The sequence below is a fragment of the Arthrobacter sp. 01L42 genome (assembly GCF_056400005.1).
In genome coordinates this window covers 107669-130708 of sequence record NZ_JBFTSL010000001.1, presented here as the reverse complement: position 1 = coordinate 130708, position 23040 = coordinate 107669, and the positions used below count along the sequence as shown (strand labels likewise).

Sequence of the window (23040 nt, the reverse complement as noted above, 5' to 3'; positions counted from 1 at the left end):
GGCCGGACCGCCCGGGCCGGACTACAGCAGGTTCATCGGGTCCACGGCCCGGCCGTTGAGCCAGGTCTCGAAGTGCGAGTGGCAGCCGGTGGAGTTGCCGGTGGTGCCTGAATAGGCGATCAGCTGCCCCTGGTTGACGTGCTGGCCGACCGAGACCGCCACGGAAGTGTTGTGGTAGTAAATCGTGGTCAGCGAGTTGCCCTGGACCACCCCGTGGGAGATCTTCACGTTGTTGCCGCCGCCGTCGTTGGCCCAGCCGGCCGAGAAGACGGTGCCGGCAGCCGCGGCGTAGACGGGCGTGCCGCAGGCGGCACCGAAATCGATGCCGGTGTGCATGTAGCCGCCCTGGCCGTAGAAGTCGATGGTGCCCGGCGGCGTCGCCCGCCAGCCGAACCCGGAGGTGATCGGAATATTGCCGGGGAACGGGTGCTGCAGCCCGAAGGCCGACGGCGAGCCCTGGGCCGGCGGGACATACGGCTGGACCGCCTGTCCCTGCGCCCGGGCGGCGGCCGCCGCGGCCTCGGCAATGCGCCGCTGCTCGGCCAGCCAGGCCTCACGCAGCTTCCGGTCGCGTTCGGCGATCTCGGCGGCGACGGCGTCCTGCTGGGCCTTGACCTGGGCGAGCTGGTTCTGGATGCCGGGCTTGGCGGCCTGGAGTTGGGCGTCGAGCCGGGTGGTGTCGGCAATCAGCTTGTCCACGGCGGCCTTCTTGGCTGCGGCCTCGTCCCGGGCGGCCTTTTCCCGGGCCAGTGCGGCGTCGGCTTTGGCCTTGAGGTCGGTAATTTCAGCCTCGACGGCGGCCAGCCGGGCCTGCGCGTTGACGTTGGTGGCGCTCTGCTGGGTGAGCTTGTCCATCGCGGAGTTCTGGCTGCGCAGGGCCTGGTCCGCGAGGTCTATGGTGTCCGTCAGGCTGCTGCCCTGGTTCGAGCCGAAGAACAGGGACAGATTGGACGGGACGCCGCCGGACTTGTAGGCCTGCGTGGCGATCTGCCCGATCAGTTTCCGGGTGTCCGCGATCTTCTGTTTGTCGGCTTCCAGCTGCTGCGTGATTTTTGCCTTGTTCTGCTGCGCCAGGTCCACGCGGGCCGCGAGGGCCTGTACTTCCTGGACCGCTCCGGCCACCCGGCCCTGGGCGTCCGTGAGCGCCTGCTGGGCGCCGGGGAGCTGGCCCTGGTACAGGACCAGGTCTGCCGCGGCCTGGGCGATCTTGCCGTCCACGAATTCGAGGGAGTGCTGGACCCGGGCCGCCTCCTCGCGCAGCGCGGCCTGCTGGTCCTCAAGGTCGTCGGCGAATGCCGCCGGACTCGAGGCCCCCATGGTCCCGGCCAGGACCAGCGCCAGAGTGGCGCTGATCATCCGGCTGCGGCGCCCCACCAGGCGGAGCCGGAGGGATTGCCGGAGGGGGCGGCGGGCCATCGGTGTCATAAGCATTCCCTTTTCGTTGCGCAAAGCTAGACCCGCAAGTACCGGCGGAGGGTCAGCAGGGAGGAAATTCCGGCCAGGACAACGCCCAGGCCAATCAGGGCAGGTACCAGGATCAGGGTCTGCCCGGGCGAGATAAACGCGGTGTCCGGATACTGCTTGGACAGGACGCCTTCGAGGAAGAAGCGGGCCACGGCCCACAGGGTGCCGGAGGCCAGGGCGGCACCGATCACCGCGGCGATCACGCCTTCGAGGATGAACGGGAGCTGGATCACCATCTTGGACGCGCCCACCAGGCGCATGATGCCTGTTTCCCGGCGGCGGCTGAACGCGGAGAGCCGGATGGTGGTTGCGATCAGCAGGATGGCGCAGATGATCATGACGCCGGCAATGCTCACGGCCACCAGGGACGCGGCGTTCATGGCCGAGAACAGCCGCTCCAGCAGCTGCCGCTGGTCGATCACGGTCTCCACCCCGGCCTGGGAGGAGAAGGTCTCGCTGATGATTTCGTACTTCTCCGGGTCCTTCATGTTGATCCGGAAGGACGCCGGCAGCTGGTCCGGGGTCACGGAGTCAACGATCGGGGAATTGGAGAACTGTTCCTTGAAGTGCTTGTAGGCGTCGTCCTTGGACTCGTACTGGAAGTCGTTGACGTACTGCGCCACCGCGGGCGATTTCAGCAGCGTGCGCAGGTTGTCCTCCTGCTCCGGCGTCGCCGGACCGGTGGCGCAGCCGGGCGCCGTCGAACCGTCACTGCAGAGGAAGATGGCCACCTGGACTTTGTCGTACCAGTAGCCCTTCATCTGGTTGATCTGCAGCTGCAGCATGCCGGCGGCGCCGACGAAGGTCAGCGACACGAAGGTCACCAGGATCACGGAGATCACCATGGACAGGTTGCGGCGCAGGCCGCTGCCGATCTCGCCCAGGACGAATGCAAGCCTCACGCCTGGCCCTCCCCTGCGGTGCGGAACTCGGCGCGGGCTTCGGCGCGCGAGCCGGCCCGAGGCGGGATAACCTGCGGCTGTTCGTCCCGTCCGCTGGCGTCGCGCAACCGGCGCGACTGGCCCACGACGGGAATCATGGAGGTGTAGAGGGCCTTGGCCTCGTCGCGGATCACGACCCCGTTCTTCAGTTCCACCACCCGTTTGCGCATTTCGTTGACGATGTCGTCGTCGTGCGTGGCCATCACCACGGTGGTGCCGTTCTGGTTGATCTTGTCCAGCACACCCATGATGCCCATCGAGGTGGTGGGATCCAGGTTTCCGGTCGGCTCGTCGGCCAGCAGGATGCCGGGGCGGTTCACGACGGCGCGGGCGATCGCCACGCGCTGCTGCTCGCCGCCGGAGAGTTCGTGCGGGAGACGGTTTTCTTTGCCGTCCAGGCCGACGGTCTTCAGGACCTCGGGGACCGTGTCGCGGATGACGCTGCGGCTCTTGCCGATGACCTGCATGGCGAAGGCGACGTTGGCGAAGACGGTCTTCTGCGGCAGCAGGCGGAAGTCCTGGAAGACGACGCCGATCCCGCGGCGCAGGCGCGGCACGCGCCAGCTGGAGATGTTCGCGACGTTCTGGCCGGCCACGTAGACGGCGCCGGAGGAGGCGCGGTCTTCTTTGAGGACCAGGCGCAGGAAGGTCGATTTGCCGGAGCCGGAGGCGCCGACGAGGAAGGCGAATTCGCCACGGTCGATCTCAAGGTTGATCGAATCCAGCGCCGGCCGCGCCTTCTGGTCATAGACCTTGGTGACATTTTCGAAACGGATCATGGCCCTTAGTACCCTGCAGGACATGGCCGCGAGGGCCCGGTTCTGCTGCCGGCGCAAGGGCTTTCGTTTGGGGGAAGTAGAGCTCCGGCCCCTCGACTATACGCACGGGTAACGGCGGAACCGCCGGAACGGCGGGGCGTGTCGCGCGATTGTCGGGGACCTCCCAGTGGAGGCGCCCGGCCCGGCGCCGGGCCTACTTCTCGGCGTTGCGGTTGTCCGTCCGCCAGCGGATGCCGGCGTCGATGAAGTCATCGATTTCGCCGTCGAACACGGCCGAGGTGTTGCCGACCTCGTGCTCGGTGCGGAGGTCCTTGACCATCTGGTACGGGTTCAGGACGTAGGAGCGCATCTGGTCGCCCCATGAGGCTTTGACGTCGCCGGCGAACGCCTTCTTCTCGGCGTCCTCCTGTTCCTTCTTCAGCAGCAGGAGCCGGGACTGCAGCACGCGCAGGGCGGCGGCGCGGTTCTGCAGCTGCGATTTTTCGTTCTGCATCGACACGACGGTGCCGGTGGGGATGTGGGTCAGGCGCACCGCGGAGTCGGTGGTGTTGACCGACTGGCCGCCGGGGCCGGAGGAGCGGAAGACGTCCACGCGGATCTCGTTGTCCGGGATGTCGATGGAGTCCGTCTGCTCGATCAGCGGGATCACTTCCACGGCCGCGAATGAGGTCTGGCGGCGGCCCTGGTTGTCGAACGGGCTGATCCGGACCAGGCGGTGGGTGCCGGCCTCGACGCTGAGCGTGCCGAAGGCGTACGGCGCCTTGACCTCGAAGGTGGCGGACTTCAGCCCGGCTTCTTCGGCATAGGAGGTATCCATGATGGTGGTCGGGTAGCCGTGGCGTTCGGCCCAGCGCAGGTACATGCGCAGCAGCATTTCTGCGAAGTCCGCCGCGTCCACGCCACCGGCGCCGGCGCGGATGGTCACCACGGCTTCGCGCTCGTCGAACTCGCCGGAGAGCAGGGTGACGACTTCAAGGTCGGCCAGCGCCTTGCGGACCGATTCGAGTTCCGCGGCGGCGTCGGCCATGGAGTCGGCGTCGTCCTCGTCCTGGCCGAGTTCCACGAGGACCTCGAGGTCGTCGATCCTGGCCACGAGCTTGTTGAGCCGCTCGAGCTCGGTCTGCTTGTGCGAGAGCTTCGAGGTGATGACCTGCGCCGCGGCGGGGTCGTCCCACAGATTGGGTTCACCGGCCCGCTCGCTGAGCTCGGCGATGTCTTCCTTGAGCGCCTCGACGTTCGAGACGTTCTCGATGGACGTGTAGGTGGCCCGCAGCGCGCGGATTTCAGCGGGAAAATCAATGTTTGCCATGGTTTTTTAAGCCTACGCTATGTGTCCTAGCCCCCTGACCCTGCCGGTTGCCCTGTCACTTTGGGTCACCCGATAGCTGGTTGCCCTATTACTTTGGGTTGCCTGACGGCCCGGTTGGCAGCATCTACTGACAGGGCAACCGGAGTGGCGGGCCAGCAGCTCACCGGCTGAGGCGGGACCGGGCCGTGGACGTCGCCTCGATCCGGATGCCGTCCGGCACCAGGAAGTTCACCACCGGCGGGTGGACGGCTGCACTCAGCACGACGACGGCGGTGGCGCCGTCCGGGCTGCCCGTCGCCGGCGCCACGCTTAGGGCGCTGAAGCGGTCGAACGCGCCGTTGCGGCCCAGATAGTCGACGGCGGCGCTGCGAACCCTCGCCGCGCTGAGGACGGCGGACGGTGTGCCGCCGGAGTTGCCCAGCTGGCCGAGGGTGAAACTGTCCGCGGCCGCCACCGAGGCACCGTCCGCGGCGGAGAGCAGCTTCTTGTGTTCGAGGTAAACGCTGGAGGCCGCCATCACGACGGTGGCGACCAGCAGGGCAATCAACACGAAGCCGATGCTCAGCACCAGCACCTGCCCCTCCTGCCGGCGGGGCCCGGGCCGGCCCCTCACCGGAACCTGCCCACCAGCTGGGTTGCCGACGCGCTGAGCTGGCTCGCATTCAGATGCAGTGCGTCGCTGAACGGCACAAACGGCAGGGGAACGGTGAGGCGGACGGTGACTGTCACCGCCGAGCCGGGAGCCAGACAATCGGCAGGCTCGCAACGGGTGTCGACGGTGGCGTTTCCCGCCGGCTGGCCGTAATCGGCGAGCGCCAGCAGCACGGCTTGCTCTGCCGCTGCCCGGCCGCTTGCCGCGTCCGGCTGGGCAACGTAGACCTTGGCGGCCTGGTCGGCGGCGCCCACGACTGCGAACGAGCCGCCCTGGATCTGGCCCACGGTGATGATGAAGTACACCAGCGGCACCATCAGCAGTGCGGACAGGAAGACGAACTCGACCACGGCACTCCCCTGTTCCGGTGAGGCGCCGTGCTCCGGCCGTTCAACGCTGGATGGCCGCATGGCCCTTCACCTCCAAGAGCCCCCGGGGACCGATGAAGCCGATGACCGGCAGGGGTGCCCGGACGGTCACCTCGAGTGTGCGGATGCCCTGGAACGTCGATTCGCTTGTCCCCACGTCCCGCGCGAAATCCGAGTTGAGCGCCGCCGTGATCAGCTGGACAGTCCGTTCCTTGGCGTCCCCGTCGTTGCGGTCGGCCAACGTGCCGTATCTGGCGCCCGAGGCGGCGGCGTCGATCAGCGTATTCCGGACGTGAAGTACCAGGGTGAGCTGGACGATCGCGAGGAAGAGCAAGGTGAGCAACGCACCGATCAGCACGAAGTCCACCACTGCAGCGCCCCGTTCTACGCCCTTGCGGTTTTCCCCGCTATCGATCTGGCGCCCGGTCCCCCCGCCCTGGGCTGCCATTGCCTACTGTCCGACCTTGTCCATGGCCTGGTTGAAGAGTCCCTCAAGCGCAGGACCGGCGAGCGCGAGCAGGGCGGCCACGAGGACTGCCGACATGAGGGTGATCATGACCCAGCCGGGGACGTCCCCGCGCTGGGGATGGGCGGTTCCCACGTCAGAGTGGTCCCCCGCCCGCGCTTGCGACGGAGCAGACCACCAGGTCAACATGCTGAGCGCGCAGGCCGCCAATGCCGCCCGGGTTCCGAAGTTCTTCACCGTGTCCTCTTTCCTGGTTCTCTGGTTCTCTGTTTTCTGGTTTTCTGTTTTTCCGGAGTCCTGTTTTTGGATCTGATGGTTTGTGACGTGTCGCCGGCAGATCGTGCACCGTGTGCCCAGGCTGGCCGGCCAGCTGCAGGGCGTCCTTCGTATCCTGTCCCCTCCTCGTATGACTTTTCTTGAGTCCTGTCCGGGCCGCCGGCTGTCCGTCGTCGTCGTTCGCCGTCGTCGTTCGCCAGGTTCCTAGAGTCCGAGACTGATGGCGGCCAGACCGGGGAAGACGGCGAAGATGACCGTGAGCGGAAGGACGCCAAAGACAAGCGGCACCATCATGCCGATTTCCTTCTTGCCGGCGGACTCCATGAGCTCCCTCTTGGCTGTGTCCCGGACATCCTGTGCCTGCGCCCGGAGGACGTCGGCGAGGGGTGTTCCACGTTCGACGGCCACGATCATCCCGTCCACGAAACGGAGCAGCGGCCCTTGATCGGTCCTGGACGAGAACTCGTGGAGGGCTTCCACGAGGGGCTTGCCGGACCTGGTCTCGGCGAGGACACGGCCGAATTCCTGCGAGAGCTCACCCCGCGCGCTGCGGCAGACCCGGTCCAGGGCACCGGTGGCACTTTCGCCGGCGCTGACGGCCAGGGCCATGAGTTCGGCGATGCTCGGAAACTCCGCCATCATCCGCGCCTCCCGTTTCTTGATGTGCGCGCCCAACAGGTAGTCCCGGAGCAGGAACCCGCCGACGGCGCTTCCCACGACGGCCACGACGGCGACGAACGGGCTGAAGCGGCCGATCGAGCCGGCGAGCGCCACAACGCCGCCGGCGAGGACGAATCCGCCGGCCGCCCAGAGGAGTTGCTCAGCCCGGAAGTCCACGGCTGTTTTGGCGCTGCCGGCGCGTGCGAGCCTGCGGTTTAACGCCGTCGCGCCAAGGTTGATCCGGCCCAGGGACCTGGCACCGTCCCGGAACGCCGGGCGGAGGATCCGTTCGAGCGGCCCAAACGGTGTGACATTCCGCGGGGCGGTGCGCAAAAGCCGGGATTCGAGGCTGTGGGTTCTCAGCTGCGGTTCGATACGTTCGACGAACGTCGTTGGGCGCATGAAGGGGAGCCGGACGAGGAACAGCCACAGGCCCGCCCCGAGCACGGCCCCGCACACCGTGGCGCCGGCCATCAGGCCGGTCATCGTAGGACCCGCTGTTCTTCCGGCAGCGCCCCGATACGCAGCATGATGGCATAGGACAGCAGGGAGACGGCAAGGCCGCCCAAAAGGACGGCAGCGCCGAGCGGGGTGTTGTACGCCATCACAGCCTCAGGACGGCTGGCCAGCAGCACCAGGACAATCCAGGGCGCAGCGACGGCCAGGCGTGCGGCGTTGACGGTCCAGGATTGCCTTGCCTCCAGCTCACTCCGGGTCCTGGCACTCTCCCGCAGGAACTCCGCGAGGGTGCCCAGCAGCCTCCCGAGGTCCGAACCGCCCACCTCCCGGGTGAGCCGGAGGGCCTCGACGATCCGGTCCGCCACGGGATCGGCCAGACGGTCCTTGAGCCGGGTGAGTGAGGGATCGAATTGGCCTCCCGACCGGTAGTCGGAGCCAAAGTCCACAAACACGTGGCGAAGCTCCACGGGGCCCTTGTCGCCCAGCTGGATAAGGGCCTCCGGCAGCGACAGGCCGGCCCTGATGGCTGAGCGCAAATGATCAACGACGTCGGGCCAGAGCTGGCGGAGGACAGCCGTGCGCTTTCTGGCACGCCACCGGACCATCGCCATCGGCAGCCAGCCGCCGAACAGGCCAAAGCATGCCGAGATCGGCCAAGACCCGGTAACCGCGAAGAACGCGAGCGTTGTGAAGGCCCCGAGTCCAAGGCACGAGGCGAGCAGCCCTGCCGCGCTGACCTTTTCGATGCCCGCCGACCGCAGGAGGTCCTCAAGCCGGCTGGTCCGGGGCCTGCGCCGCACGTTCTCAGGCTTCTCCCACGCGGACCACCAGATCAGCAGGAGGCCTGCGCCGCCCAGCATCCCGACCAGCGGCGCCATCACCGCTGCTCCAGCAGCGCCGCGACGTCGTACCCGGAGCGGGCAAACTTTTCCGCGGCGGGCATGGAGTTGGCCTTGGGCAGAAGCTGCCCGTCCGACATCGTGAACACCATGGATGACTCGATGATCCCGTTTTCCACCCGGCGGCCCAGGGACAGGATCTCGGTGACCTGTCGGCGCCCGCTGGCGTGCCTGCTGCAATGGACCACCAGATCGATGCAGGACGCGACGGTGGGCACTACGAACGCGCTGGAGATGTTGTCGCCGGCGAGCAGCGGCAGCGTGCAGATTTTTGTCACGGCATCATGGGCGGAGTTCGCATGCACGGTGCACATCCCGGGAAGCCCGGAATTCAAAGCGATGAGCATGTCCAGGCTTTCGGCCTCCCGGACTTCCCCGACCACCAGCCGGTCCGGCCGCATGCGCAGGGCCTCCTTGACCAGGCGGCGCAGCGGAATCTCCCCTTGCCCCTCCAGGTTCGGCTGACGGCACTGAAGGCCGACGACGTCGCGGAGCGGCAGCTGCAGTTCAAAGATTTCCTCCACCGTGATGACCCGTTCGCGGGTGCCGATGCTGGCGGCGAGGCAGTTGAGCATGGTGGTTTTGCCCGCCTGCGTGGCGCCCGAGACCAGGATGTTGAGGCCGCTGGCGACGGCCGCGCCGAGGAACCTGGCCGCCTGCGGGGTGAGCGTTCCCAGCTCCACCAGGTGCTCGAGCCGGCTGGCTTTGACGACGAACTTGCGGATATTGATGGCCCAGTGACGCCGGGTGACGTCCGGGATCACGACGTGCAGCCTGGAGCCGTCCGGGAGCGCCGCATCCACGAACGGCGAGGACATGTCCAGGCGCCGGCCCGAGCTCTTCAGCATCCGTTCCACAAGGTCCCGGACCTGCTGGTCCGTCAGCGAAACGGAGGTCAGTTCCGATTCGCCGTTGCGCGCCACATAGATTTCATTGGGCGCGTTGAGCCAGATTTCCTCGATGCCCGGATCGTCCAGGAGCGGCTGGAGCGCACCAAAGCCCGCCACAGCGTCGAAGACGAATCTCCGGGCCGACTCCAACGGGCCCAGCGGGGGCAACGGCGCCAGGAGGGCCCGTTCGTCGTAGTCGCTGACCGCCGCTTCGACCAGGCGCCGGACTTCGCCGGACTCCCGCAGGGGGTCAAGGCCCCGTCGGCGGATCAGCTCACGGACCTCATCCTCAACAATGCGTACAGCCTCCACCTGGACCCCCATATGACTGCCGCCCCTGTGCCGGCGCGATGGGGTTAAAACTAAGGGCGGGCAACCGGCCCGGCAAGGGGTGCCGTGGGTGCATGTGGATAACCGCCTGGTTTCAACATGACAACTTTCACTTTAGTAACACTTGAATCACTGGTCTCAGATGTCGGCCGATGTTAGGGTGAGCGCGTTAAGTCAGACATTCTCTCAGCCCGGCCAGCTCTCTTCGTAGCCCCTCGGGCGCGAGACCGTGTGGCGCGGCTCCCACAGCGTGCCATTGCCCCGGAGCGGAACATGAAGCGCACCCTATATCCCCCCACCAGCCACCGATGCCGCCGGGCAGGGGCCATTCTCCTCGCCGCCACCCTGCTGGCCATCACCGGCGTTCCGTCGCCGGCAACCGCCGTCGAGCAGCCGGCCACGCCCCCGGCGTCTGCCACGCCGCCTGCCAGTCCGTCGCCGACGGTCACGAGCACCGTGCCGGCGCCATCCGCAACGGCCCGCCCGGCCGCCACGGCCGCCCCGGCACCGACCCCAATACAGGCAGCGGCACCGGCACCGACCGCAACGCAGGCAGCCGCACAGTCCGCGGCGGCGCCGGGCGGCGTCAAGGACCGGGCGGCCATGGCCGCGGCGGTCGGCCCCGGTGGCGCCGAGATGGGCCAGCGCTCCGCCCGGGTCAGCGCTCCGTCGCCACTTCTGAAGGCGACCACCGAGTCCGCCGCCATTGAATCGCTTACCACGCAGGGCACGTGGTCGCCGTCGTACGGGGTCAAAGGCCTGGACGTCAGCGGCCACCAGACCAGCGTCAACTGGCAGAGCCAGTGGAACATGGGGGCGCGCTTCGCCTACGTCAAGGCCAGCGAAGGCAACTACTTCACCAATGATTCCTTCGGCGCCCAGTACGACGGCGCCCGCAGCGTCGGGATGATCCGGGGCGCCTACCACTTCGCGATCCCGAACTGGTCCTCGGGAGCCGACCAGGCACGCTTCTTCGTCCAGAACGGCGGCGGCTGGAGTGCCGACGGCCGGACCATGCCCCCGGTCCTCGACTTCGAATTCAACCCCTACGCCGGCCGCACCATCAACGGCTTCTACTTCGGCAACACCTGCTACGGCATGTCCCCCTCGCAGCTGACGTCCTGGGTGCGCGACTTCGGGAACACCATGCGGGCCCTCACGGGCCGCCTTCCCGTCATCTACACCAACACGTCGTGGTGGAACCAGTGCACGGCCAACGCGGCGGGTTTCGGCGACTACCCGCTGTGGGTCGCGTCCTACCCGCTCTCCGCCACGGACAACGCCGGACCCGTCCCCTCCAGCTGGAGCGTTTTCAGCATGTGGCAATACAGCAGCACCGGGCCGTTCGTGGGTGACTCCAATATCTGGAACGGCGACTATGCCTCACTCCAGCGCTTCGCCGGGACGCCGCTGCCCACCGGGTCCTTCGACGACCTCTCCGTAACCCGCGACGGCGCCGCGGTCTCCCTGCGCGCCCGGGGCTGGTCGGCAGACCTGGCCAGAACATCGTCCTCGATCCAGACCCACATTTACGTGACTGATCCGTCCGGGACCACCAAGGGCTACGCCTGGCAGGCCAACCAGCCCCGGCCCGATGTTAACCAGGCCCTGGGCTACGGTCCGTTGCACGGCTTCGACGGCACGGTCCGGATCACGACTTCGGGCACGTACAAGGTCTGTGCCTACGCCATCGGGTCCTTCGGCAACACGCTCCTGGACTGCAAGTCGCTCCGGGCCACCGGGGTGGAGGCACCGACGGGGTCCTTCGACAGCTTCGGCCAGGTCCGCACGGCCGACAAGGTCACGCTGCAGCTCAAGGGCTGGGCGGCCGACCTCGCCAACCCCTCGGCCTCCAGCTACGCCGACGCCTACGTCACCGACCCGGCCGGGAAAACCACAGGGTACCGGATGAGCGCCAACGTCGCCCGTAAGGATGTCGCGGACGCCACCGGCCTGGGGCTGGCCCACGGATTCGACTACCAGGTCAAAGCCACCGTTCCGGGATCGTACCGTGCGTGCGTCTACGGGATCGGGCGCAACGCCAACGTACTGCTGTCCTGCAAGACCACAAACGTCGAGGCCAACCCCGCACCCTTCGGCTCCTACGATTCGGTGTCCCTCACCCAGGCGCCCAACGCCGCGAACTTCCAGGTGAGCGGATGGGCACTGGATCCGGTGCAGCCAGGCAAGAGCGTGCCCGTGCACGTTTACGTCCAGTCGCCCAACGGAACCAATCCCGGCTACGCCTTCACCGCGAACCGCCCGCGTCCGGACGTCAACGCCGCGCTGCAGACGGTCGGTGACCACGGTTTCCAGGTCTCGGTCCCGCTGACTGGTGCCGGGAAGTACACCGTGTGCGCCTATGCCATCGGCATCGCCCCGGTCACGGCCGGCAACACCCTGCTGGCCTGCAAGTCCATCAGCGCGGCCCCGACCCCCGCCACCATGGGTTACCTGGATGCGGCCTCGATCCAGGTCACCAGCGGCAAAGCCTCCATCAAGGCATCCGGCTGGACCCTGGATCCGTCCTTCCCGGCCTCATCGATCCCGGACCACGTCTACGTGACCTCGCCTGACGGGATCCGGAAGGGGTACGCCTTCATGGCCGACCAGAAGCGCCCGGACGTCAACCGGTCTCTCGACACGGTCGGCAACCACGGCTTCACGTCATCGGTCCCCATCACCCAGCGCGGCCAGTACCGGGTGTGCGCCTACGGCGTCGCGGTCTCGATGCTGAGCCTGAACAACTCCCTGCTGGGGTGCCAAACGCTCACCTATTAGTGGCCCTGGCTGACGCCGCACCACGCACAACGCAGACCGGCCCCCGCACATGCGGGGGCCGGTCTGCGTTGTGGTGCCTGGGGCTGACCGTTGAAGACCGTTAAATCAGGAACCGAGGTAGTCGCTCAGCCGCTCCGCCGCGGAAGGAACGGTGAACCCGGTCGCCTTGATCTTGTCCAGGTTGAGGGCGCTGTTCAGCGGCCGCGGCGAGACGGCCTTGCCCTTGAAGTACTCCTCGGTGCTCACACCGGTCACGGCCTCCCGCGGCTTGCCGGAGAGTTCGTAGACGTCCGCGGCGATGTCCGCCCAGGACTGCTGCTCGCCGTCGTTGCTGAGGTTGTAGACACCGTACTCGGCGCCCGATTCCAGCAGGTGCCGGATGCCGGCGGCGATGTCTTCGGTGAAGCTCAGCCGCCCGATCTGGTCATCAACCACCGACGGTTCGATGCCGCGCTCGGCCAGCGAGGCCATGGTGCGGACAAAGTTGTTGCCCTCACCGATCACCCAGCTGGTGCGCACAATGTAGTGCCGGGGCACCACACTGACGACGGCGTCGCCCGCGGCTTTGGTCTGGCCGTAGACGCCCAGCGGCGCCACCGGCTCCGATTCGTCGTGCGTGGCGCGCGTGCCGTCGAAGACATAGTCCGAGGACACGTGCACCAGGGTGAGGTCGTGTTCGACGGCGGTGCGGGCCAGCCACGCCACGGCCGTGACGTTGACTGCCCAGGCGGCCGCCCGGCCCTCGGCCGACTCGGCGGCATCCACGGCGGTGTAGGCCGCGGCGTTGATGATCGTGGAGTAGTTCTTCCAGTTCCGTCCGGCGAAGGCGTCCTCGCTGCCGAGGTCAAACTCGCCCCGGCCGGCAAACTCAACGGACGGGTCGCCGTCGTACTGCCGGCGCAGCGCCTTGCCGAGCTGGCCGTTGGCGCCGACCACGAGGACCTTCTTCGGCGGCATCGGCGTGACGTCCGTCAGGCGCGGGTGCGCCTTGTCCTTGTCCGAGAGCTCGGCCTGGCCCAGCGGCACCGGCCAGCTGATGGCCGCGGTCTCGTCGGCGAGGTTCAAGAACGTGTACTGGCCCTGGGCGTCGGCGGACCAGTGGTCGTTGACGAGGTAGGTGTAGGCGGTGTTGTCCTCCAGCGTCTGGAAGGCGTTCCCCACCCCGCGGGGAATGAAGATGGCCTGGCTGGGGTCCATCTCGGCGGTGAACACGGCGCCGAAGGTCGGGCCTTCGCGCAGGTCCACCCAGGCGCCGAAAATCCTGCCGGTGGCCACGGAGATGAACTTGTCCCACGGCTCGGCATGGATGCCGCGGGTGGTGCCGGCGGATTCGTTGAACGAGATGTTGTTCTGCACCGGCCGGAAGTCGGGCAGGCCAAGCGCCACCATCTTTTCCCGCTGCCAGTTCTCCTTGAACCAGCCCCGGTTGTCACCGTGGACCGGAAGGTCGTAGAGGACGACGCCGGGGATCGGGGTTTCGTGCGCTGTGAGCTTCTTCGAGAACTCGATCGACATAATCTACTGGCCTTGTTCCTTGTACTTCGCTTCCGTGGCCGCCTTCTGGGGCCGCCACCAGTCCTCGTTGTTCCGGTACCAGGCGATGGTGTCCTCGATGCCGGCCTCGAAGTTGGAGAACTGCGGCTTCCAGCCGAGTTCCTCGCTCAGCTTGGAGGAGTCGATGGCGTACCGCATGTCGTGGCCGGGCCGGTCCACCACGTGCTCGTACGCGTCCGGCGCCTGGCCCATGTGCTTGAGGATCAGTTCGACGACGTCCTTGTTGTTCTTCTCGCCGTCGGCGCCGATCAGGTAGGTCTCCCCGATCCGGCCCTCGGCGATGATCGCCAAGACAGCGGACGAGTGGTCGTTGGCGTGGATCCAGTCACGGACGTTCTCGCCCTTGCCGTACAGCTTGGGACGGATGCCGTCGATCACGTTGGTGATCTGGCGCGGGATGAACTTCTCCACATGCTGGTACGGACCGTAGTTGTTGGAGCAGTTGCTGATGGTTGCCTGCAGGCCGAAGGACCGCACCCAGGCGCGGACCAGCAGATCCGAGCCCGCTTTGGTGGAGGAATACGGGCTGGAAGGGTTGTAGGGCGTGCTCTCGGTGAACCGCTCCGGGTCATCGAGCTCGAGATCGCCGTAGACCTCGTCGGTGGAGATGTGGTGGAAGCGCTTATTGTGCTTCCGCGCGGCCTCGATCAGGGTGTAGGTGCCGATGATGTTGGTGTCCAGGAACGGGCGCGGATCGTGCAGCGAGTTGTCGTTGTGGGATTCCGCGGCGTAGTGCACCACGACGTCGGCCCCGGCAACCAGGCGCTCCACCACGGCGGCGTCGCAGATGTCGCCCTGCACCAGCGTGAACCGGTCTGCAGGCAGGCCCGCCAGCGACTCCACATTGCCCGCGTAGGTGAGCTTGTCGAGGACCGTGACGTGGTGGTCGGTGTTCTCCAGTACGTAGTGGACGAAATTGGAGCCGATGAAACCGGCGCCGCCGGTGACGAGGAGTTTCTGCATGAGGCCAGCTTACCGAAAGGCCGTTGCCGGCTCAGACCCGCCGGCGGGTCCTCCGGAGGGCTTCGACCATGAGCCGGACCAGCATCACGCGGGCCGCGACGATCTTGGGCAGCGACCGCAGGCCGGCAGGCGTCTGGTTCGATTCGTGGATCCGGCGGTAAATGGTCGACTCGTCAAGGTGGGTTATCGATCCGGCGACATTGCCGCAGATGGCCAGCCAGAGATCGTGTGATTCCCGGACGTAAGCGGGAATCGGGGTGAAGTAGCGGGCAGCCTCCCGGCGGAAGGCCATGCCGCAGCCGTAGTACGCCCGGTACCCGATCAGGATGGCGAACAAGTTTGCCACGTGCCGCCGCGAGTCCGCGGACTTCAGCCGCGGAATCCAGGGCCGGTTTCCGCCGCCCAGCACGTCGAAATTGCTGGCGACCACCATAGAACCGGACAAGGCAGCGAGCATCAGCTCCAGCCGGCCCGGAATCCAGACATCGTCCTGGTCGGACAGGAACACGTACTCCCCCCGGCTCAGCCGGATCGCTTCCTCGAAGCTGCGCACGTACCCCCGGTTCACAGGCGAGCGGACGAGGCGGATCCGCGGATCATCGATCCCCTCCACGATCGCGGCAGTCTCGTCGGGGGACGCATCATCGACCACGACGAGCTCGTCATCGGGACCCAACTCGGCGAGGATGGACGCTATCTGCTCCCGGACAAAGGCCGCACCCTTGTAGGTGGCCATGCACACGCTGGCCCTGATCTTCGGCACGCCGGGGCCATTCTCGTCGTTCATGCGAACCACTCTAGGCGACTCCTGGGCCAGGGGCCGGTGCGGGGCAATCGCGTATCATCGTTAGGTCAAGCCCCCCCCAGCACGAGGACCGTACCGCATGAGACCCGTTCTGTTCAGGCTTGCAGGCTTCACCCTGTTGCCCCTGCTGGCGCTGGTCCTGCCGTTCCTGCTCCTCCCGGTCGTTTCGCGCGTCGTGGGGGCCGCCGGCTGGTCCAGCATCACCTCCGGCCAGGCCATTGGCATCTTTGCGTCGACCATCATTCTCTGGAGCTGGAACATCTCCGGCCCGGTCGAGATTGCCCGCGCCGGCGCCTTCCCGCTGCGGGCGGCACTTTATTCCAGGAGCGTCCGTTCGCGGATCCTGCTCGCGGTCGTCGTGCTGCCCGTCATGAGCGTGATCGTCGCGCTCGTGGCCCGGGAGGGTTTCCGCCTCGATGCCATCACCATGGCCTGGGCCACAGCGCTGACCGGTTTCTCGCCCGCGTGGTACGGCATCGGCACCGGCCAGCCCCGGATCCTCGCCGTCTACGACACCCTCCCCCGCTTCTTCGCGGCCATCATCAGCGCCCCGGTCATCCTGCTCACCGGACAAGTCTGGACCTACGGGCTGGTCTCGGTCTTTACGACGCTCGTGGCATTGATCGCATTCCACCGCCGGTTCGGCGAACCCCGGACCTGGCTGCCCCGGAGCCCGCGGAACGTCGTGCGGGAGATCGTGCCCACCGCGGGCACGGCCGGCATCAACTTCACGGGAAGCGCCTACGGCTCGTCCCCGGTTCCGATCGCCACCGCTACGGTGCCGTCGGCCGCTGCCACGGCCGGTTTCGCCTCGGCGGACGCCATCTACCGCCTGGGGCTCTTCACGATCGTGGCGCTCGGCAACACGTTCCAGGGCTGGACCCTGGAGCACGATGCCGCCGACCCGCGCCGCCGCCACTTCGCGGCCATGGCTGCCCACGCGGCCCTGGGGCTCGCGGGCGGGATCTTCCTCACACTGTTCGGCCCGTGGGTCTCCGGCGTGATGTTCGGCGAAGCTGTCCGCGCGGACACCCTGACCTGCCTGTTCTACGGGGTGTCCTTCTTCTTCATCTCCTCATCAACGCCCCTGATCCGGAATGTGCTGATCCCCGCCCAGCGCCAGAAGTCGGTGCTGATGTGGACCGCGGTTTCCGCCGTCGTCGGCGTGCTGCTCATGGTGGCGGCCGGGCTGGCGGCCAACGTTCCCGGCATCGCCCTGGGCATGGCAGTGAGCGAGGCCCTCCTGTTCCTGGGCCTGCTGCGCCCTTCCCTCCGGATCCTGCCAGCGGGCGCCCGCGGCCGGGGCCGGAAGGTAGGATCAGCAGCGTGATCGCCAGATACCCGCGGCCGGTCGCCGCCGTCAACACCGCATGCCCCCGGGTGATCACGAATCCCGAGCCGGACGCCGCCCACTCCGTCAGCCGCCTCCGGGCCGTTGATATATTGGAGAACTATGAAAATTCTTGACTCGACCCGTGTGCTGGTCATAATGCCGGCGTGGAACGAAGCCGAGTCCGTGGGGAATACCGTCCGGGAAGTGCTCAGCGTCGGCCGGCCCTACGATGTCCTGGTGGTCAATGATGGCTCGGCGGATGCCACCGCGACGGTCGCGAAAGACGCTGGCGCCACCGTCCTGACGCTGCCGTTCAACCTGGGCGTCGGCGGTGCCATGAGGGCCGGTTTCAAGTACGCCCAGCGCCTCGGTTACCAGCGCGTGATCCAGGTGGACGCCGACGGACAGCACGATCCCCGCAATATCCACGAGGTCCTGGCAGGCCTGGAGCACGCGGACATCTCCATCGGTGCCCGCTTTGCCGACCGCGGCGACTATTCGGTCAGCGGGCCCCGCAAGTGGGCCATGCAGCTACTCGCCAAGGTCATCTCAGGACTGGCCAAGACCCGGCTCACGGACGTGACCAGCGGCTTCCGGGCCGCGAACGGGCGCGCCATCAACCAGTACCTGGACCACTACCCTGCGGAGTATCTGGGTGACACCATCGACTCCCTGGTGGTGGCGATCCGCTCCGGCTGCCGGGTGACCCAGGTCCCGGTGGAAATGCGCCCGCGCCAAGGCGGGACTCCCAGTCACAACCCCGTCAAGTCCGCCGTCTACCTCGGCCGGTCCGTCTTCGCCCTCATGTTCGCGCTGACCCGCAAGCGGTCCACCATTTCCGACCCCGCACTGGCCGCCAAAGGAGCCGTCTAATGGGCAACTGGCCCGCCTTTTTCCTTGCCCTGGCGATCGTCGGCGTCGTCTTCGAGATGCTCCGCCGAAAGAAGCTTCGCGAGAAATACGCAGCGCTCTGGCTCTTCGTGGGCATCGGCACGCTGGTTCTGGCCGCGTTTCCGAGCCTGCTGACAATCGTGGCCGAACGCGTCGGCGTCCAGCTGCCGTCCAATCTGCTGTTCATCATCAGCATCCTGCTGCTGCTCGGTGTCTGCCTGCACTTGTCCTGGGAGCTGTCCGTGGTCGAGGACGAGACCCGCACCCTCGCGGAGGAAGTGGCCATCCTCCGGACCATGGTCGAGGACATGTCCTCCCGGGACGGCGACGCTCCGGCGACGCCGACGACGAAGTAGGAGGCCCCGGTGGCACTGGACATCTTTATCCCCTACTGGGGCGACGTTAACTACATGAAACTGGCCGTGGACAGCGTCCTGGCCCAGACCAGCCCGGACTGGCGCCTGACGGTGGTTGACGACGCGTACCCTGGCGACGACGTCAGACGCTACGTCGAGGCCGCGGACGATCCCCGGATCACGTATATCCGCAAGGATAAGAACGAGGGCATCACCGAGAACTTCAGGACCTGCGTCTCGCTGGCCAGCCAGGACGTCCTGGTGGTCATGGGATGCGACGACCTTCTGCTGCCGAACTTCGTGGACGTCGTGCTTCGCGCCCACGCCGAATTCCCCGACGCCTGGATTATCCAGCCCGGCGTCCAGATCATCGATGAGGACGGCAAACCCTCCGTTCCCCTGGTGGACATCGTCAAGCAGCGGCTGGTCAAACCGCGCGGCACCGGGTCCCGGCTCGTGGGCGGCGAGCGGCTGGCGGTCAGCCTCCTGCACGGCGACTGGCTCTACTGGCCCTCCCTGGCCTTCCGCCGCGACCGGATTCGGGGCTACGACTTCCGTGACGGTTTCCCCGTCATCCAGGATCTCGCCCTCGTCATGGACATGGTGCTTGGCGGGGCTGAGCTGCTGATCGTCCCGGATATCTGCTTCGAATACCGCCGGCACACTCACAGCGCGTCGTCCGCGAAACTCGTCGACGGGTCCCGGTTCACCGGTGAGCGCGACTTCTTCGACCTGGCCGCGGCGCTGTGCACGGCGAAGGGCTGGCGCAAGGCGGCCCGCGCCGCCCGGCTGCGGCTCACGTCCCGTGCGCACGCCCTCCTGATCCTCGCGGGCACGCTCCGGCAAAGTGCCTCCGGGACGCTCGGCATCCTCCTGCGGCATTCCTTCGGAAAGTGAGCGAACCCCACGTGACCGGCGAGTCCCCCGTCCCTGCCACCGGCGTCACCGGCGTCGTCACCGCGTTCCGGCCGACGGCCGCGCTGATCGGCAACGTCGAATCGCTGCGCGAGCAGGTGGACGCCGTCGTGGTGGTTGACGACGGCGGCGGCCCCGGCTTCGAGCCGATCTTCGCTGCGCTGGCCGCGGCCGGCGCGGAAGTGGTGCGCCTTCCGGAGAACGCCGGCATCGGCGCCGCACTGAACGCCGGCATCCGCACGGCACGCCGGCACGGCAACCCGGACTACATCCTGACCGTGGACCAGGATTCCCTGCTGCCCGCGGGTTATGTGCAGGCGCTGCGCCGTGCCGCCGCGGACGCGCGGGCCGCCGGCGTCGAGCCCGGCCTCATCTCCCCGTCCAGGATCCACGGAAACCCGGTGCTGCGCGCCGGGTCCCGGAACGGCGTCGCCCTGGGCCGGGAGCCGATCCAGTCGGGCCTCCTGATCCCGGCCGGCACGCTGGACGCCCTTGGCGGGTTCTGGGAAGAGCTCTTCATCGACCTGGTCGACACCGAGTACTATTACCGCGCACTCGCCGCGGGCCTGCCCACCGTCCTCGCGGAGGCGGAGTTCGACCACTCCCTGGGAACGATGGTGGAGGCCAAGGTGTTTGGCCGGCCCGTCCCGGCGGGCGGCCGCCCGCTGCAGGTGCGCACCGCCGCGACCTGGCGCTACTACTACATCTTCAGGAACCGCCTCGTCACGGGCCGCAGGTACGCGGGCCGGTATCCCGCCTGGGTGGCCGGCGGGATGTGGGGCGATCTGCGGCATCTGCTGATCGTGACCCTGCTGGCGCCCGGCCGCACCGCCCGGCTCGGCTCAGCGGTCCGCGGCACCGCCGACGGCCTCCGCGGACGTACCGGGCGCCGGCATTCGGTCTGACACCACCGGGCACGCGACCGGCAGGCCCTCCACGGGTTTGGCCGAGTGCAGACCGGTAGGAGAGTATGTATACCATGCGCGGAATAATTCTTGCCGGCGGGACCGGTTCTCGTCTCCATCCCATCACCCACGGCATCAGCAAGCAGCTCGTCCCGGTATACGACAAGCCGATGATCTACTACCCGCTGTCGACGCTGATCCTGGCCGGCATCCGGGACATCCTGATCATCACCACCCCGCATGACGCCGAGCAGTTCAAGCGCCTCCTCGGCGACGGTTCGCAGTTCGGCGTCAACCTCAGCTACGTCCAGCAGGCCACCCCCGACGGACTGGCGCAGGCCTTCATCCTCGGCGAGGAGCACATCGGCAACGAGACTGTTGCCCTGGTGCTGGGTGACAACATCTTCTACGGCCAGGGGATGGGAACCCAGCTCCGCAAGCATGAAAACATCGACGGCGGTGCCGTCTTCGGCTACTGGGTCAAGAACCCCAAAGCCTACGGTGTCGTGGAGTTCGACGACGCCGGCCAGGCCGTCTCGCTGGAGGAAAAGCCGGAGCGGCCCAAGTCCCACTACGCCGTGCCCGGCCTGTACTTCTACGACAACGACGTCGTCGGGATCGCCAAGGACCTGAAGCCCTCGCCCCGCGGCGAGCTGGAAATCACCGACGTCAACCGGACCTACCTCGAAAGGGGCAAGCTCCGCGTCGAAATCCTGCCCCGCGGCACGGCCTGGCTGGACACCGGAACCTTTAATGACCTCAACGACGCGTCGAACTTCATTCGGACGGTCGAGAACCGGCAGGGCCTGAAGATCGGCGCCCCGGAGGAGATCGCCTGGCGCCAGGGCTTCCTGAGCGACGATGAACTCCGCCAGCGCGCCGAGCCGCTGGTCAAGAGCGGGTACGGCGCGTACCTCCTCGGACTCCTGGAGCCGTAACCCTCCATGTGGATGTCCGTCTTACCGCAGGTCCTGATCGCCTGCGCTGTCCTGGTCCTGCCCGGGCTGATCATCTCCGTTGCCCTGCGATTCAGGGGATTCAGCGCCCTGGCGCTGGCCCCCGCACTGACCGTGGGTGTTGTGGTCATCACCTCCACGTTGGCCCCGTTCCTGAAGGTGCGGTTCGGGCTGCTCCCCGTGGCCGCGGTGGCGGTGGCTCTGTCCCTGCTCGGTTTGTGGGCGGCGCGGTTCCGTCCCTCCGGCCCGGCCGCAACCGGCCTGAATCCGTTGAGGGTGCCGGACGTCCGCGGCGACCTTGCGGCGCTGGCCGGAGCCGTCATCGCCGGCGGGCTCCTAGCCGTCCACACCGTCCATCTCATCGGCAGCCCGCAGGCCATTTCCCAGACGTATGACGCCGTCTTCCACCTGAATTCGGTCAGGTTTGCCCTGGATACCGGCCAGGCGTCGTCGTTGACCCTGGGTGCGATGACCGGCGGCGGCGCCTACCCGGCCGGCTGGAACGCTGTAGCCACCCTCGTCGCCATGGCAACGGGCGCGAGCGTCCCGCTCGCCGTCAATATCACCAGCATCGTCCTTGCGGCCGTGTTCTGGCCGTTGGGATGCCTCCTTTTGGCGCGGTCCGTGGCGGGGGGACGCCCGGCCGCGCTGGTCGCCGCAGGCATTGCGGCGGCGTCGCTGGGTGCCTTCCCGCTGCTCATGATGGACTTTGGGGTCCTGTATCCCAACCTGCTGGCCATTAGCGTGTTGCCCTCCAGCGTCGCCCTGGCGGCGGCGTGTGCCGGGTTGGCGCCCGGACTGGTCCGCCGCGATCTCGCCTCGATACTTGCCCTGCTGCTGGCGCTCACCGGCCTGATTGTCGCCCATCCCACGACGTTCATGGCTTGGCTGACGTGGACGCTGCCCATGGTGGTGACGCTGGTGTGGCGCTCTGCGGCTGCCCTTCGGCGGAAGCAGGCCCGCGCCCGCTCGTACGTCTTGAGGCTGGCGTTGCCGGTCGCCGGGTACGCCGTCGCGTTCGACCTGCTGTGGACCAATCTGCGCCCGCCCTTGGAGGCTTCGTTCTGGGGCCCGTACCAGAGCATTCCGAAGGCCATCGGCGAAGCCGTCACCATCTCCCCCGATGGCCTGGCACTGGCCTGGCTCGTGGCCCCGCTGGTATTCCTCGGCCTCTGGGCGTGCTTCCAGGACCGCTGGCAGCGCGTGTGGATCGCTGCCGTCTTCGCCTTGTTCACCTATCTGTTCGTTGTGGTCTCCGGCTTCACCAGGTCGGAAACCCGGGACTTCCTCACCGGCGTCTGGTACAACGACAGCTACCGGATTGCCGCCCTGCTGCCGCTGGTTGCGGTCCTGCTGGTCGCCGTCGGCATTGACTGGGCAGGGCGCCGGATCCTGGCGGTGCGCGGCCGGTCCAAGGCCCTCGCGGTGGCCCTTGACGGCTCTCCGCGCTGGGGGCGCGCCGGAACCGCGGCCTACCGGACCGTAGGCATCGCCGCCGTCGTGCTGGCCGCCATCGCCCTGGGACAGCAGGGCGGCCTGGAGTTGGAGGTTGAGCAGGGCTCGAGGAACTACAGGCTCGCCGCCGATTCGCCGCTGGTCTCCACCGACGAGCTCCAGCTCATGAAGCGCCTGCCCCAGACTGTCCCCGAAAATGCCCTGCTGATCGATAATCCCTACACCGGTGCGGCGCTGTCCTACGCGCTGGGCGAGCGGAAGTCGGCCCAGCTGCACGTCATGAGCTACGTCTCCCCGGACGTGAAGCGGATCTACGATTCGATGGGCAACGTGACGACGGACGCCAGCGTCTGCCAGGCAGTCCGCGCGGCGAATGCCTACTACATCCTGGACTTCGGCCCGGTCGAAGTCCACGGCGGAGACCACACTCCCGCCGGGCTGCGGAATCTCGCAGCGAACCCCGGCGTGCAGCTCATTGACAGCCAGGGCGAGGCGAAGCTCTACAAGGTCACGGCCTGCGGGAACTGAACCCCGGCGTGCTGCAGGCTGCGGGGCAGGTTCCGCAGCCTGCAGCGGCACCTTGCCCGCAACCTGCCCGCAGGCTGCGCCGGTCCCTGGCCCGCGGGGCAGGCT

At 67.5% G+C, this 23040-nt stretch carries 22 protein-coding genes; 8 read left to right on the top strand and 14 right to left on the bottom strand.

What is annotated here, in order from left to right:
- Window positions 1–21 precede the first annotated feature (21 nt).
- The 11 genes from AC1DN2_RS00525 to AC1DN2_RS00475 all read right to left on the bottom strand — a co-directional run bounded on the left by AC1DN2_RS00525 (window position 22) and on the right by AC1DN2_RS00475 (window position 9475).
- Window positions 22–1425: a M23 family metallopeptidase gene (locus AC1DN2_RS00525; RefSeq protein ID WP_243181320.1), complete on the bottom strand. Its 1404-nt coding sequence runs from the start codon at window positions 1423–1425 to the stop codon at window positions 22–24.
- A 26-nt stretch (window positions 1426–1451) separates the two neighbouring features.
- On the bottom strand, window positions 1452–2366 hold the full coding sequence (ftsX, locus tag AC1DN2_RS00520; protein WP_028276034.1) for a permease-like cell division protein FtsX: 915 nt from the start codon (window positions 2364–2366) through the stop codon (window positions 1452–1454).
- Window positions 2363–3184, bottom strand: coding sequence for a cell division ATP-binding protein FtsE (ftsE, locus tag AC1DN2_RS00515; RefSeq protein WP_476848811.1), 822 nt, complete (start codon window positions 3182–3184; stop codon window positions 2363–2365). Before ftsE ends, ftsX begins: the two co-directional genes overlap by 4 nt.
- Window positions 3185–3377: 193 nt before the next feature.
- Complete coding sequence (gene prfB / locus AC1DN2_RS00510) at window positions 3378–4493, bottom strand: peptide chain release factor 2 (RefSeq protein WP_223916104.1); 1116 nt, start codon at window positions 4491–4493, stop codon at window positions 3378–3380.
- A gap of 160 nt (window positions 4494–4653) precedes the next feature.
- Entirely contained in the window at window positions 4654–5067 is a 414-nt protein-coding gene (locus tag AC1DN2_RS00505) for a pilus assembly protein TadG-related protein (RefSeq protein WP_476848810.1), read from the bottom strand.
- A 35-nt stretch (window positions 5068–5102) separates the two neighbouring features.
- Complete coding sequence (locus AC1DN2_RS00500) at window positions 5103–5555, bottom strand: hypothetical protein (protein ID WP_476848809.1); 453 nt, start codon at window positions 5553–5555, stop codon at window positions 5103–5105.
- Window positions 5536–5961: a TadE family protein gene (locus AC1DN2_RS00495; RefSeq protein WP_476848808.1), complete on the bottom strand. Its 426-nt coding sequence runs from the start codon at window positions 5959–5961 to the stop codon at window positions 5536–5538. The genes AC1DN2_RS00500 and AC1DN2_RS00495 overlap by 20 nt, the downstream gene beginning before the upstream one ends.
- A gap of 3 nt (window positions 5962–5964) precedes the next feature.
- Window positions 5965–6168: a hypothetical protein gene (locus tag AC1DN2_RS00490; protein WP_476849007.1), complete on the bottom strand. Its 204-nt coding sequence runs from the start codon at window positions 6166–6168 to the stop codon at window positions 5965–5967.
- Between the two features lie 291 nt (window positions 6169–6459).
- Entirely contained in the window at window positions 6460–7401 is a 942-nt protein-coding gene (locus AC1DN2_RS00485; protein WP_476848807.1) for a type II secretion system F family protein, read from the bottom strand.
- Entirely contained in the window at window positions 7398–8252 is an 855-nt protein-coding gene (locus AC1DN2_RS00480) for a type II secretion system F family protein (protein WP_476848806.1), read from the bottom strand. The genes AC1DN2_RS00485 and AC1DN2_RS00480 overlap by 4 nt, the downstream gene beginning before the upstream one ends.
- Window positions 8252–9475 carry a TadA family conjugal transfer-associated ATPase gene (locus AC1DN2_RS00475; protein WP_026266742.1) on the bottom strand — a complete coding sequence of 408 codons (1224 nt, stop codon included), beginning with the start codon at window positions 9473–9475 and terminating at the stop codon, window positions 8252–8254. The genes AC1DN2_RS00480 and AC1DN2_RS00475 overlap by 1 nt, the downstream gene beginning before the upstream one ends.
- 291 nt (window positions 9476–9766) lie before the next feature.
- Here AC1DN2_RS00475 and AC1DN2_RS00470 point away from each other — a divergent pair, with 291 nt between their 5' ends.
- Window positions 9767–12274, top strand: coding sequence for a lysozyme (locus AC1DN2_RS00470; protein ID WP_476848805.1), 2508 nt, complete (start codon window positions 9767–9769; stop codon window positions 12272–12274).
- Between the two features lie 105 nt (window positions 12275–12379).
- Here AC1DN2_RS00470 and AC1DN2_RS00465 read toward each other — a convergent pair whose 3' ends face one another.
- From AC1DN2_RS00465 to AC1DN2_RS00455, 3 genes are read right to left on the bottom strand one after another with little or no spacing between them, the layout of a single operon-like run.
- Window positions 12380–13789 carry a sugar nucleotide-binding protein gene (locus AC1DN2_RS00465; RefSeq protein ID WP_476848804.1) on the bottom strand — a complete coding sequence of 470 codons (1410 nt, stop codon included), beginning with the start codon at window positions 13787–13789 and terminating at the stop codon, window positions 12380–12382.
- Between the two features lie 3 nt (window positions 13790–13792).
- Window positions 13793–14791: a dTDP-glucose 4,6-dehydratase gene (gene rfbB, locus AC1DN2_RS00460; RefSeq protein WP_476848803.1), complete on the bottom strand. Its 999-nt coding sequence runs from the start codon at window positions 14789–14791 to the stop codon at window positions 13793–13795.
- Window positions 14792–14822: 31 nt separating this feature from the next.
- A complete protein-coding gene (locus AC1DN2_RS00455; RefSeq protein WP_476848802.1) occupies window positions 14823–15578 on the bottom strand; it encodes a glycosyltransferase family 2 protein in 756 nt (251 codons plus the stop codon).
- A 97-nt stretch (window positions 15579–15675) separates the two neighbouring features.
- Here AC1DN2_RS00455 and AC1DN2_RS00450 point away from each other — a divergent pair, with 97 nt between their 5' ends.
- From AC1DN2_RS00450 to AC1DN2_RS00420, 7 genes are all read left to right on the top strand, one after another.
- On the top strand, window positions 15676–16926 hold the full coding sequence (locus AC1DN2_RS00450) for a polysaccharide biosynthesis protein (RefSeq protein ID WP_476848801.1): 1251 nt from the start codon (window positions 15676–15678) through the stop codon (window positions 16924–16926).
- Between the two features lie 123 nt (window positions 16927–17049).
- Entirely contained in the window at window positions 17050–17802 is a 753-nt protein-coding gene (locus tag AC1DN2_RS00445) for a glycosyltransferase family 2 protein (protein WP_476848800.1), read from the top strand.
- The gene (locus AC1DN2_RS00440; RefSeq protein ID WP_043435190.1) at window positions 17802–18176 is read left to right on the top strand and encodes a DUF2304 domain-containing protein; all 375 of its coding nucleotides are present in this window, start codon (window positions 17802–17804) and stop codon (window positions 18174–18176) included. Before AC1DN2_RS00445 ends, AC1DN2_RS00440 begins: the two co-directional genes overlap by 1 nt.
- 9 nt (window positions 18177–18185) lie before the next feature.
- Complete coding sequence (locus AC1DN2_RS00435; RefSeq protein ID WP_476848799.1) at window positions 18186–19073, top strand: glycosyltransferase; 888 nt, start codon at window positions 18186–18188, stop codon at window positions 19071–19073.
- Window positions 19070–19996, top strand: coding sequence for a glycosyltransferase (locus AC1DN2_RS00430; RefSeq protein WP_476848798.1), 927 nt, complete (start codon window positions 19070–19072; stop codon window positions 19994–19996). Before AC1DN2_RS00435 ends, AC1DN2_RS00430 begins: the two co-directional genes overlap by 4 nt.
- 74 nt (window positions 19997–20070) lie before the next feature.
- Window positions 20071–20934 (top strand): glucose-1-phosphate thymidylyltransferase RfbA, encoded by an 864-nt coding sequence (rfbA, locus tag AC1DN2_RS00425; protein ID WP_476848797.1) that lies wholly within the window; start codon window positions 20071–20073, stop codon window positions 20932–20934.
- 12 nt (window positions 20935–20946) lie between these two features.
- Window positions 20947–22935 carry a DUF6541 family protein gene (locus tag AC1DN2_RS00420; protein WP_476848796.1) on the top strand — a complete coding sequence of 663 codons (1989 nt, stop codon included), beginning with the start codon at window positions 20947–20949 and terminating at the stop codon, window positions 22933–22935.
- Window positions 22936–23040: the final 105 nt, after the last annotated feature.